We start from the raw sequence: 13,421 nt of genomic DNA, 5'->3' as shown, positions 1-13,421 counted from the left end.
TCAACCAGGATGGTGCGTCCAATGGTCTGACCGCGCCGAACGGTCCGTCGCAGCAGCGGGTGATCCAGCGGGCGTTGGCGGGTGCGGGGTTGGCGGCGCACGAGGTCGACGCGGTCGAGGCGCATGGTACGGGTACGCGGTTGGGTGATCCGATCGAGGCGCAGGCGCTGCTGGCCACCTACGGCCGGGGTCGCGAGGGTGAACCGCTCTACCTGGGGTCGATCAAGTCGAACATCGGCCACACGCAGGCTGCGGCGGGTGTCGGCGGGGTGATCAAGATGGTGATGGCGATGCGGCACGGTGTGCTGCCGCGCACCCTGCATGTGGACGAGCCGACCCCGTTCGTGGACTGGGAGTCGGGTGCGGTGGAACTGCTCACCGAGCAGCGGCAGTGGCCCGACACGGGCCGCCCCCGCCGTTCCGCGGTCTCCTCCTTCGGTATCAGCGGGACCAACGCGCACGTCGTCCTCGAACAGGCCCCCGCCGAAGACCCCGCCGCCACCGACACCGCCACCGGCGGCGGCACCGACGGCGCCACCGGCACCGGCCCCCGCCCGGCGGTCCTGCCGCTGGTGCTGTCCGCCAAGAACACCGAAGCGCTCACCGCCCAGGCCCGGCAGCTGCGCAAACACATCACCGCGCCCGCCGCCGGCGCCCGGATGCTGGACGTCGCGTTCAGCCTCGCCGCGCGCTCGATGTTCGACCACCGCGCCGTGGTGCTCGGTTCCGACGAGGCGGAGCTGCGGGACGGCCTTGCCGCACTGGCCGAAGGGCGCCCCGCTCCCGGAGCCGTCACGGGCGTCGCCGACCGGGGCGGCAAGGTGGCCTTCCTGTTCACCGGCCAGGGCAGCCAGCGGCCGGGAATGGGACGCGAACTGTACGCCGCGTACCCGGTGTTCGCCCAAGCCCTCGACGCCGTCTGCGACGCCCTGGACAGCCACCTCGCCCGCCCGCTGCGCGAGATCATGTTCGCCGAGGACGGCACGGACAACGCCGGACTGCTGAACCAGACCGTCCACACCCAGGCGGCGCTCTTCGCCCTGGAGGTGGCACTGTTCCGCCTCCTGGAGTCCTGGGGGCTGCGCCCGGACTACCTGATGGGCCACTCGGTCGGCGAACTCGCCGCCGCGCACGTCGCCGGGGTGCTCTCCCTGGATGCCGCCGCCGCCCTGGTGGCCGCCCGCGGCAGCCTGATGCAGGCCTTGCCCGCGGGAGGTGCCATGGTGTCGGTGCTCGCCACCGAGGACGAGGTGACCGGCCTGCTGAAGGGCCACGAGGCCGAGGTGTCCGTCGCCGCCGTCAACGGCCCGGCGTCCGTGGTGATCTCCGGCGACGAGGACACGGTGCTGCGGATCACCGGCGAACTCGACGCCGCCGGCGTCAAGACGCGCCGACTCAACGTCAGCCACGCCTTCCACTCGCCCCACATGGACCCCATGCTGGACGAGTTCCGCGCGACCGCCGGAAAGGTGGAGTTCTCCCGACCGGTCACACCGATCGTCTCCAACGTGACCGGCCGTGTCCTCACCGCCGACGAGGCCTGCTCCGCGGACTACTGGGCCGACCACATCCGCCGTGCGGTGCGCTTCCACGACGGCATACGGACCCTGCACGCCGAAGGAGTGGAGACCTATGTCGAGCTGGGGCCGGACGCCGTACTCACCGCCATGGCGCAGGACTGCCTGAGCGGGACCGGCGACACCGAGCCGCTGCTGCTCGCCACCCAGCGACGCGGCAGGCCGCAGGCCCGCACGCTCACCGCCGCGGTGGCCGAGGCCCACGCGAACGGAGCCGTCCGGGCGAACTGGCCGGCGCTGTTCGCCGGTTCCGGCGCCCAGCAGGTGGAACTGCCCACTTACCCCTTCCAGCGGCACTGGTACTGGCTGGAGACGCCCGCCCCGCAGGCCGACGGCGGCCAGGACGAGCAGTTCTGGACCGCGGTCCGGGAGCGCGACCTCGCGGCGCTGGAGGACCTGCTCGGCATCGACAGCTCCGACGCACTCGCGGAGCTGCTGCCGGCGCTCGCCTCGTGGCGGGAGGACAGCGCCCGGCGCTCCGTCACCGGCTCCTGGCGGTACCGGGCCGCCTGGTGGCCCGCCACCGTGCCCGCCGAGGGAACGCTGACCGGCACCTGGCTGGTCGTCGTACCGGCGGCACTCTCCGGGTCCGGCCTGATCGCCTCGGCCGAGGCGACACTGGCCGAACGGGGCGCCCAAGTGCGCCGGGTGACCGTCGACCCGGCGCGAACCGACCGGGACACGCTTGCGCGGCAGCTCGCCGAGGCCGCCGGCGACACACCCGCCGAAGGCGTTCTGTCGCTGCTCGCGCTGGACACCGCCCCACACGGCGACCACCCCACGGTGACCCGGGGCGTCCTCGCGAGTCTGCTGCTGATCCAGGCGGTCACCGAGACGGCCGAGCCGCTCCGGTTCTGGCTCCTTACCCAGGGCGCGGTCGCGACGGGTGGATCGGACACGCTGGACGACCCCGCCCAGGCGGCGGTGTGGGCCCTGCACCGGACCGCGGCACTCGAACACCCGCACCTCCAGGGCGGCGTGGTCGACCTGCCGGCCGTCGCGGACGACAGCGCGCTGCGACGCCTGACGGCCGTGCTCGCCGAGCCCGCCGGCGAGGACCAGCTGGCCATCCGGCCCGCCGGTACGCTCGTGCGCCGACTGGTGCGCGCCGTGACGGGACGGCCGGGCGGCGACACGTACCAGCCACGCGGCACCGTGCTGGTCACCGAAGGCACCTGGGGGATGGGCGCGCGGGTCGCGCACCGCCTCGCCGCCCTCGGCGCCCGGCATCTGCTGCTCACCCACTCCCCGGGTGCCGAGGGCCCGGGCCTGCCGGAAACGCTGGAGGAACTGTCCGCGGCGGGCGCGCAGGTGACCGTGGTCCCCTGCGACCTCGCCGACCGGGCCGCCGTGGCCGCACTGCTGGCCGGCATCCCGGCGGAGCAGCCGCTGACCGCCGTGTTCCACACCGCCGGCGACCCGCGCACCGCCGCGCTGGCCGAGACGGACGCGGCAGAGTTCGCCGCCACGGTGAGCGCCGTCGCCGCGGGCGCGGCCCATCTGCACGACCTCGTGGCCGCCGAGGCCCTGGACGCCTTCGTCCTGTTCTCGTCGATCGCCGGCGTGTGGGGGAGCGGCGGCCAGGGCGCGTACGGCGCGGCCAACGCCTACCTCGACGCGCTCGCCGAGCACCGCCGGGGTGGCGGCCGGACCGCGACCGCGCTCGCCTGGGGTCTGTGGGCGGACACCCCGTCCACCGCCGTCGAGGCGGCGGACCCGGCCGCAGAGCAGCTCCGCCGGGAACAGCTCCGCCGCCGCGGACTCGCCGGCATGGCACCCGACCTCGCTCTCGACGCCATGGCCGAGAGCATCGGACAGGCCGAGGCGGCCTACGTCATCGCCGACGTGGACTGGGAGCTGTTCGCCCCGGCCTTCACCGCCGTCCGGCCCAGCCCGCTGATCAGCGGACTGCCCGAGGTTGACCAGGCGCTGAACCCGGCGGACGGCGAGAGCGGAGCCGGCACCTCCGAGGCAGCGGACACACTGCTGCAGTCCCTGGCCGGGCTGCCCGCGCCGGAACAGGAACGTCTGCTGACCGACCTGGTCCGCATGGAGATCGCCGCCGTCCTGGGGCACTCCGGTCCCGAGGCGGTTCCCGCCACCCGAGCCCTGAAGGACCTGGGACTCGACTCCCTGGCCGCAGTGTCGCTGCGCAACCGGCTGGGCGTGGTGACCGGGCTGCGGCTCCCCGCCACGCTCGTCTTCGACCATCCCAACCCGGCCGCGGTGGCCGCCTTCCTGCGCGCCGAGATCGCGCCGGCGGAGACGGGCACGCCCGTCGACCAGGAGCTGGACAAGCTGCAGTCCCTGATAGCCGCGCACTCCGGCGACCAGGCCGTGCGGGAGCGTATCGGCGCCCGCCTTCAGTCCCTCCTGGCGGAGCTGACCGGCCAGGACGAGGAGGTCGCCGCCGTCGCGGCGCAGCTGGAGGAGGCCTCCGACGAGGACATCTTCGCCTTCATCGACAGCGAGCTCGGCACCCCCTGACCCGGCGGCACGGCAGGACACCTGCCAGACATCAGCGAGGAACGAATGAACGCCACACCTGACGAGAAGAAGCTCCGGGAATACCTCAAGCGCGTGACCGTCGAGCTGACGGAGTCGCGCCGCCGCCTGAAGGAGTCCGAGGACAAGCGCCGCGAACCTCTGGCGATCGTGGGGATGAGCTGCCGCTACCCGGGCGGTGTGCGGTCCCCCGAGGACCTGTGGAACGTGGTCGCGTCCGGGGCCGACGTGATCGCGGGCTTCCCCACCGACCGGGGATGGGACGAGAACCTCTACGACCCCGATCCGGACCGGACCGGCCGGACCGTCACCCGGCAGGGCGGATTCCTGTACGAGGCGGCGGAGTTCGACGCCGAGTTCTTCGGTGTCTCGCCGCGTGAGGCGCTGGCGATGGACCCGCAGCAGCGGCTCTTCCTGGAAGTCGCCTGGGAGGCGCTGGAACGGGCGGGCATCGACCCCCTCACGATGCGCGGCAGCCGCACCGGCGTCTACGCCGGCTGCGTCACCGACGACTACCAGCTCACGCTCCAGCAGGCCCCCGGCGAGATCGAGGGCTACAAGATGACGGGCGCCGCACGCAGCGTGCTGTCGGGCCGCGTGTCCTACACCCTGGGCCTGGAGGGCCCGGCCGTGACGGTGGACACGGCGTGCTCGTCGTCGCTGGTGGCGTTGGACATGGCGGCGCAGGCCCTGCGCCGGGACGACTGCTCCATGGCGCTGGTGGGCGGTGTGACGATCCTCGCCACACCGACCGAGTTCGTGAACTTCAGCCGCCAGCGGGGCTTCTCCCCGGACGGGCGGTGCAGGGCGTTCGCGGCGTCGGCCGACGGTACGGGCTGGGCCGAGGGTGTGGGCGTGCTGGTGGTGGAGCGGTTGTCCGACGCGCGGCGGCTCGGTCACCGGGTGCTGGCGGTGGTGCGGGGCAGTGCGGTCAACCAGGATGGTGCGTCCAATGGTCTGACCGCGCCGAACGGTCCGTCGCAGCAGCGGGTGATCCAGCGGGCGTTGGCGGGTGCGGGGTTGGCGGCGCACGAGGTCGACGCGGTCGAGGCGCATGGCACGGGTACGCGGTTGGGTGACCCGATCGAGGCGCAGGCGCTGCTGGCCACCTACGGCCGGGGCCGTGAGGGTGAACCGCTCTACCTGGGGTCGATCAAGTCGAACATCGGCCACACCCTGGGCGCCGCCGGCACGGCCGGCGTGATCAAGATGGTGATGGCGATGCGGCACGGCGTGCTGCCGCGCACCCTGCACGTGGACGAGCCGACCCCGTTCGTGGACTGGGAGTCGGGCGCGGTGGAACTGCTCACCGAGCAGCGGCAGTGGCCCGACACGGGCCGCCCCCGCCGTTCCGCCGTGTCCGCGTTCGGAATGAGCGGGACCAACGCGCACGTCGTCCTCGAACAGGCCCCCGCCGAAGACCCCGCCGCGGCACAGGTGCGGCGGACCGGGGCAGGCACACCGGCCGAGCTGCCGATCCTGGTCTCGGCGCGCGGCCGGGACGCCCTGAAGGCCCAGGCCGCCCGGCTCGCCGCCCACCTGTCCGCGCACCCCGGGGACGCCCTCGCCGACATCGGTCATTCCCTCGTCACGACCCGCGCGATGCTCGAGCACCGGGCCGTCGTCATCGGCGGCGACCGCGACTCCGTGACGGCCGGTCTGACGGCCCTCGCGACCGGCGAGAACCACGCCCGGGTGGTGAGCGGGACCGCGCGGGACCACGGCCGGAAGGTCTTCGTCTTCCCGGGCCAGGGCTCCCAGTGGTCCGGCATGGCCGTCGGACTCCTCGACAGCGCACCCGTCTTCGCGGACCGACTGCGCGACTGCGCGAGGGCCGTCGGCGCCCACGTCGACTGGGACGTGGAGGACGTCCTGCGCGAGCGGGAGGGCGCCCCCTCACTGGACCGCATCGAGGTGGTCCAGCCGGTGCTGTTCTCGGTGATGGTGTCCTTGGCCGAACTGTGGCGCTCCCACGGTGTGGAGCCGGACGCGGTCGTCGGCCACTCCCAGGGCGAGATAGCGGCGGCCGTCGTCTCCGGGGCACTGACCCTCGAGGACGCGGCCCGGCTCATCGTCCTGCGCTCGCAGCTCTTCGCCGACGAACTCGTCGGCCGCGGCGCGGTCGCCTCGGTCGGAGCCTCGCGGGCCGAAGTGGAGCCGCGGCTCCGGCCCTACGGCGACGCGCTGTCGATCGCCGGCATCAACAGTCCGTGCCTGGTCACGGTGGCGGGTGAACCCGAGGCGTTGGAGGAGCTGGTCGCCACCCTCACCGCGGAGGGCGTACGGGCCCGGGTCATCCCCGCCACGGTCGCCTCGCACTGCTCCCAGGTCGACCGCCTCCGGGGTCGAATCGCCGAGCTGCTGGAGTTCGTACGCCCCCGGGCCGGTCGCGTCCCGCTGTACTCCACGGTCACCGGGGAGGTGCTGGACGGCTCCGAGCTGACCGCCGACTACTGGTTCGAGAACTGCCGGCGCCCCGTCAGCTTCGAACCGGTGGTGCGCAAGCTCCTCTCCGACGGATTCGACGTCTTCGTCGAGTCGAGCGCCCACCCGGTGCTCGCACTCGGCGTGGAGGAGACCGCCGAGGGCACCGAGGCCGAGACCACCGTCATCGGGACACTGCGGCGGGACCACGGCGGCCTGGAGCGCTTCTACGCCTCGCTCGCCGAACTGCATGTACGCGGCGTCCCCGTCGACTGGACCGGCGCCTTCGCCGGCAGCACGGCCCGCCGGGTGGAGCTGCCGACGTACGCGTTCCAGCGCCGCCGGTACTGGGTGGAGCCCGCAGCGGAACAGCACCCCGCCTCCGCCGACGCCGTCGAGGCCGCGTTCTGGGAGACCGTGCAACGGGAGGACCTGGAGTCACTCGCCGTCGTGCTCGGCGTGGACACGGAACCGCTCGGCGCGGTGCTGCCCGCCCTCGCGTCCTGGTGGCGGGACAGCCGCCTGGACGCGGGACTGGACTCCCTGCGCTACAAGGCCGTCTGGCAGCCCGTCGGCGACCCCCTGCCGGCGGCCCTTGCCGGCACCTGGCTGGTCGCGGTACCCGCCACCGACGCGGACACGCCGCTCGTCCGGGCCATCGTCCGGGCGCTGGAGGACGGCGGGGCCTGCCTGCGCACCGTCGTCGTCGAACCCGGCACCGACCGCGCGGACCTCGCCACCCGGCTGCGCGAGGCGACCGGCGACGAGCCGCCCGCCGGCGTGCTGTCGCTGCTGCCGCTGGACGGCACGGCCGACGAGTCGCACCCCGCGCTGCCGCACGGCCTGGCCGGCACCCTGCTGCTCCTGCAGGCCGTGTCCGACGCGGGCCTCGACCGCCGTGTGTGGTCGGTGACCCGCGGAGCCGTCGCCACCGGCACCGCCGACCGCGTCGAGGACCCCGTGCAGGCCCAGGTGTGGGGGCTGGGCGAGGTCGCGCTGCTGGAGGTGCCCCACCTGTGGGCCGGTGTCGTCGACCTGCCGGAGGCACCCGCGGAGCGGGACCTGGGCCGACTGGCCGCGGTCCTCGCCGGAGCGGGGGAGGAGAGCCGGCTGGCGCTGCGGCCCCACGGGCTCTTCGCCCGCAGGCTGGTGCGTGCCCCGCGGGGCGGTGACGGCACCGCCTCCGCCGGCCTGCCGACAGGGGGCACCGTCCTGATCACCGCGGGCACCCACGGACCTGGCGCGCACCTGGCCCGCCGGCTCGCCGGGGCAGGGGCCGGGCACCTGCTGCTGACCGTCGCGCCGGAGGCCTCCTCCGACACCACGGAGCACCTCGTCGCCGAACTCCAGGCCTCGGGCACCCGGGTGACCGTGTCGACCGCCGACCCGGCCGACCGCGACGCCCTGGCCGGCCTGCTGGCGGACCTGCCGGACGAGGCGCCGCTCACCGCCGTCTTCCACACCGCGGGCCTGCTGGAGGAAGAGGCGCTCGGTACGCTCACCCCCGCCCGGCTGGAGGCCGTACTGCGCACCAAGGCGCTCGGCGCGCGTCATCTCCACGAGCTGACGCGCACCCTGGACCTGTCGGCGTTCGTCCTGTTCTCCTCGGTCACCACCGCCCTCGGCGGCGGTCTCGGACTCGCCGCGTACGCGGCGGCCAACGCCTACCTGGACGCGCTTGCCGAGTACCGCAGGGCGCACGGCCTGCCCGCGACCTCGCTGGCCTGGGGTGTGTGGGACGAGGAACCCGCCGAGGCCGAGGCGGCGGCCGCCGCGCAGACCCGGCGCGAACGGCTGACCCGGCGCGGACTGCCGCCGATCGACCCGCAGCGGGCCCTCACCGCGCTGCGCCAGGCACTCGACGAGGACGCCTCGGCCCTGGTCCTCGCCGACGTCGACTGGAACACCTATCTGCGGGTGCTGGCCGCGGGGGGTCCCGGGCCGCTGCTCGGCGGCATCCCCGAGGTCAGGCGGGCGCTGCAGCGCGCGGGCTCCGCGGACGCGGACCGCGCCACGGCGACAGTCCTGGCGAAGCTGCGGGAGGCGAGCCCGGCCGAGCGTCTCACACTGCTGCTCGACCTGGTGCGGGCCGAGATCGCCGACCTCCTCGGGCACGACGACCCCCAGGCCGTCGACGCCCAACGGGACCTCCTCGAACTCGGCATGGACTCGGTGGGCGCCGTCGCCCTGCGCAACCGCCTGGACGCCGTACTGCAGCGCAAGCTGCCCGCCCGGGTCATCCTGGACCGGCGCACCCCGGACGCCCTGGCCCGCTTCCTGCGGGACGAACTCGGCCGGGACGGCGACCCGGCGGGTACGGCGGACGACCTGGCGGCGCAGTACGTGTGCGCCGCCGCCGAAGGCCGGGCCGACACGCTGCACGACCGGATCGCCGAGGCGGCGGGCGGCCGTCCGTCCTTCGAGGTCCCCGGGCCCGCCGACATCCCCGACCCGGTGACCGTCGCCACCGGCGGCCGGCAGCCCTCGCTCATCTGCTTCCCCACCGTCCTCGCCACCTCCGGCCCGCACCAGTTCGCGCGGTTCGCCGCCCCCTTCGGCGGTGACCGGGACGTCTCGGCGCTCGCGTTGCCCGGCTTCGTGGAGGGCACACGCCTGCCGGCGGCCCTCGACGCGATCACCGGTGCGGCGGCCGAGGCGGTGATCCGCCGCGCGGACGGCGCCCCCCTCGCCCTCGTCGGCTACTCGTCCGGCGGTCTCCTCGCCCACGCGGTCACCGCGCGGCTGGAGGCCGAGGGCGTGTTCCCCGAGGCGCTGATCCTCCTCGACACCTTCCTGCCCGACAGCGCAGCGCTCACGGGGATCGGCCCCGCGCTGATGGCGGGCATGGCGGAGCGACTCGGGGAGTTCGCGCCCCTGAGCACCGACCGCGTCACCGCCATGGGCCGCTACCTGGATCTCCTCTCCGGCTGGCAGCCGGCCGACGTCAAGGCGCCCGTCCTGCTCGTGCGGCCCGCCGAGCCCGTGCCCGGTGCCCCCCGACCGCTCGACGGCGGCGGGCAGTCCACCTGGCCGTGGCGCCACGACGCCGTCGAGGTGCCGGGCGACCACTTCTCGATGATCGAGGAGCACGCCACGACCACCGCGCGGACCGTCCACACGTGGCTCGACAGCACGTCCCCCGCAGTGCCCGCGACCACCACCTCGGCAAAGGAGAAGTCGGCATGAATCGGAGTCCCGTCCTGATCGCGGGAGCCGGACCGGTCGGGCTGGCCGTGGCGTGCGCGCTGTGGCAGCGCGGCGTCGAGGCGCGCATCGTGGAGGCCCAGACCGAGCCGCACACCGGATCCCGGGCCGTCCAGCTCCACCCGCCCACCCTGCGTGTCTTCCAGGAGGTCGGCATCCTCGACGAGGCCGAGCGGGAAGGGCTGCGGATCCGCTCCACGAGCTACCACCTGGCCGGCGGCCGCACCCTGCGCGTGGCGCTCGGCACGGAGAACGAGCCCCTGATGCTCCCCCAGGAGAACACCAGCCGGCTGCTGGAGGCCGCCCTGGAACGGGCCGGTGGCCGCGTGGAGCGATCCGTCCGCGTGACCGACGTGGCCACCACCGCGGGCGTCGTCACCGTGAAGGCCGAGACACCGCACGGCCCGGAGGTGATCGAGGCCGACTGGCTCGTCGCCGCCGACGGAGTGCGGAGCACCGTCCGGGAGAAGCTGGGCATCGACTTCGTCGGCTCCCCGGTGACCACGGGTTTCCTGCTCGCCGAAGGCAGGATCGACGGCGCGTTCGAACGGGACGCCGTGCACTACTTCCTGGGTCGTACGGGCTCGGTGGTCTTCGCCGCCATGCCAGGTGACCGCATCCGGGTCTCCGGCGCGGTCCCGGACAGTCATCCGGTCACGCCCGAGGGCGTGCAGCAGCTCCTCGACGAACGTGGCCCGGGCGGCATCACGATCGACGACCTCGACATGGTCAACCGGTTCACCAGCCAGGAGCGGATCGCCTCGGTCCTGCACACCGAGCGCTGCTTCCTGGCGGGAGACGCGGCCCACACGCACTCACCCCTCGGCGGGCAGGGACTCAACCTCGGGCTCCAGGACGCCCACAACCTGGCGTGGAAGCTGGCGGGTGTCATCAACGGGGAGCTGCATCCGCGGATTCTCGACACCTACGAGCCCGAACGGCGCCAGGCTGCCGAGCAGATCGTCCGTGCCACCCACCAGTTCCTGAAGGTCTTCACACTCGGCCCCGCGGCGGCCCGGGTCCGCAACACGGCGTGGAGCGCCCTTGAGGCAACGGGCCTGCTCCGCCGCTGGTTCGTGCCGCTGCTGGCCGGGTGGCGGGTCCACTACCCGGACACGCTGTCCGAGCGGCCGCCGCACGGAGAACGGAAGGCGGACCGGCCGGCGGCCGCCCGGCCGGGCCGACTGCCCCAGCCCGGCCGGCGGGCTCCGCACTGGGTGCCGCCCGCCGCAGTGGACGGTCCCTCCGGATTCCGGCTGCTGACGCTGGGTCCGGCCGACGGCGGAGCGGACCGGCGTGGCCGGGCGTTCGCCGGAGCGTCACCCGTGCCGCTCCGCCACGACCACACGGTTCGGCGATCCTCGGGCTTCCTGCTCCTGCGGCCCGACGGCTATGTCGCAGCCTCGGGAACCAGCCCCGCCGAACTCGCGGATGCCGGGCGCCTGCTGGCCCGCATCGCGCTGTCGGACCCGTCCACGACCCCAGGCCGCGAAGGAGCGTAGCGATGCTGGCACATGAGCGCCTGGCAGAACTGAGCGAACTGAAGTCGCTGACCCGTCAGGGTCCCGACCCGCAAGCGACCGAGCGGCAGCATGCCAAGGGCAAGCTGACCGCCCGCGAACGTATCGAATTGCTTCTGGACGACGACACGTTCCAGGAGATCGAGACCCTGCGGCGGCACCGGTCGACCGCGTTCGGCATGGAACGGCGCCGACCGCACTCCGACGGAGTGGTCACCGGGTGGGGAAAGGTGCACGGACGCACGGTGTTCGTGTACGCGCACGACTTCCGCATCTTCGGCGGAGCGCTGGGCGAGGCCCACGCCGCCAAGATCCACAAGCTGATGGACCTCGCCGAGGCCGCGGGGGCACCACTGGTGTCCCTCAACGACGGTGCCGGCGCGCGGATCCAGGAAGGCGTCACCGCGCTGGCGGGCTACGGCGGGATCTTCCAGCGCAACACCCGCAACTCGGGTGTGATCCCGCAGATCAGCGTGATGCTCGGTCCCTGCGCGGGAGGTGCGGCGTATTCGCCCGCGCTCACCGACTTCGTCTTCATGGTCCGCGAGACCTCGCAGATGTTCATCACCGGACCCGATGTCGTGCAGGCCGTGACCGGCGAACAGGTGTCCATGGACGGTCTGGGCGGCGCCGACGTCCACGGCGGAACCTCCGGCGTCGCCGGCTTCGTCTACGACGACGAGGTGAGCTGCCTGGAGGAGGTCCGGTACCTGCTCTCGCTGCTGCCGCAGAACAACCGGGAGGTGCCGCCGGTCGAGTTGAGCGCCGACCCGGCCGACCGCCTCAACGAGTCCCTGCTGCACCTGGTCCCCACCGACCCGAACCAGGCGTACGACATGCGTGAGGTGATCCAGGAGATCGTCGACAACGGCGAGTTCTTCGAGGTTCACGAGCTGTGGGCGACGAACATCGTGTGCGCGCTGGCACGCCTGGACGGACATGTGGTCGGTATCGTCGCCAACCAGCCGGCCTCGGTGGCCGGGGTCCTGGACATCCACGCGTCGGAGAAGGCGGCACGCTTCGTCTCCACGTGTGACGCCTTCAACATCCCGCTGGTCACCCTGGTCGACGTGCCCGGCTTCCTGCCGGGCGTCGACCAGGAGCACAACGGCATCATCCGGCACGGAGCCAAACTGCTGTACGCGTACTGCAACGCCACCGTGCCCCGGGTGCAGCTGATCGTGCGCAAGGCCTACGGCGGCGCCTACATCGTCATGGACTCCCGTTCGATCGGCGCGGACATCTCCCTGGCGTGGCCCAGCAACGAGATCGCGGTGATGGGCGCCGAGGGCGCCGCCAACGTGATCTTCCGGCGGGAGATCGCCTCGGCGGACGACCCCGAGAGCGTGCGCAGGCAGAAGATCAAGGAGTACAGGACGGAGCTGATGCATCCGTACTATGCGGCCGAGCGTGGCCTGGTCGACGACGTGATCGACCCGCGCGACACCCGGCAGGTACTGATCCGGTCGCTGGACATGCTCCGTTCCAAGCATGCCGACCTCCCGTCCCGCAAGCATGGCAACCCCCCGGCGTAAGGAGCGTTGATGAACGATCTGTCGGTGGTGCGCGGCAGTCCCAGCAAGGAGGACCTCGCCGCCGTCCTCGCGGTGCTGCTCGCCAGGCAGCAGTCCGGCGGGACGGCGGGGCCCGGGGGAGACGCGGACGGGACGGCCGGGCTGCCACACCGGGCCGGCTGGGCCCGGGGCCGGCGCTCCGCCCACCTGCCGGCCGGCTCCTGGCAGCACGTGTGACGAGAAACCATTCATCAGCCCACGCCCGTGGGGCCACCCCGAAACCTACGGAAGACGCATGCGCAAGGTGTTGATCGCCAACCGTGGCGAAATCGCTGTCCGCGTGGCCCGGTCCTGCCGCGACGCCGGGATCGCCAGCGTGGCCGTCTACGCCGACCCGGACCGGGACGCTGTCCATGTTCGCGCCGCGGATGAGGCGTTCGCTCTGGGCGGTGACACCCCGGCCACCAGCTATCTGGACATCGGCAAGGTCCTGGCCGCAGCCCGGGAGTCCGGTGCGGACGCCGTCCACCCCGGCTACGGCTTTCTCTCGGAGAACGCCGACTTCGCCCAGGCCGTCATCGACGCGGGACTGATCTGGATCGGCCCGCCGCCGCAGGCCATCCGCGACCTCGGTGACAAGGTCGCGGCCCGCCACATCGCCCAGCGCGCCGGCGCCC

General features: G+C 73.4%; 6 protein-coding genes and 1 pseudogene. All 7 read left to right on the top strand.

Annotated features, from left to right (window positions below; genetic code table 11):
• A partial coding sequence (locus GUY61_RS24485; protein WP_166632406.1) for a type I polyketide synthase occupies positions 1-4,064 on the top strand: 4,064 nt, incomplete at its 5' end.
• Between the two features lie 21 nt (positions 4,065-4,085).
• Positions 4,086-8,786: pseudogene (locus GUY61_RS24480) on the top strand (type I polyketide synthase); the annotation flags it as partial.
• A 63-nt stretch (positions 8,787-8,849) separates the two neighbouring features.
• A complete protein-coding gene (locus GUY61_RS41925; protein ID WP_398956723.1) occupies positions 8,850-9,692 on the top strand; it encodes a thioesterase domain-containing protein in 843 nt (280 codons plus the stop codon).
• Positions 9,689-11,212 carry an FAD-dependent monooxygenase gene (locus GUY61_RS24475; protein ID WP_166632404.1) on the top strand — a complete coding sequence of 508 codons (1,524 nt, stop codon included), beginning with the start codon at positions 9,689-9,691 and terminating at the stop codon, positions 11,210-11,212. The genes GUY61_RS41925 and GUY61_RS24475 overlap by 4 nt, the downstream gene beginning before the upstream one ends.
• 2 nt (positions 11,213-11,214) lie before the next feature.
• Positions 11,215-12,765: an acyl-CoA carboxylase subunit beta gene (locus GUY61_RS24470; RefSeq protein WP_166632403.1), complete on the top strand. Its 1,551-nt coding sequence runs from the start codon at positions 11,215-11,217 to the stop codon at positions 12,763-12,765.
• Between the two features lie 9 nt (positions 12,766-12,774).
• Positions 12,775-12,981: an acyl-CoA carboxylase epsilon subunit gene (locus GUY61_RS24465; RefSeq protein WP_243766725.1), complete on the top strand. Its 207-nt coding sequence runs from the start codon at positions 12,775-12,777 to the stop codon at positions 12,979-12,981.
• A 58-nt stretch (positions 12,982-13,039) separates the two neighbouring features.
• The coding region (locus tag GUY61_RS24460; RefSeq protein WP_279576846.1) for a biotin carboxylase N-terminal domain-containing protein at positions 13,040-13,421 on the top strand (382 nt) is incomplete at its 3' end.

The organism is Streptomyces sp. GC420 (assembly GCF_009916105.1).
Classification (GTDB): domain Bacteria; phylum Actinomycetota; class Actinomycetes; order Streptomycetales; family Streptomycetaceae; genus Streptomyces.
The sequence above is the reverse complement of the archived record's forward strand: the minus strand, read 5'-3'. Positions and strand labels throughout refer to the sequence as shown.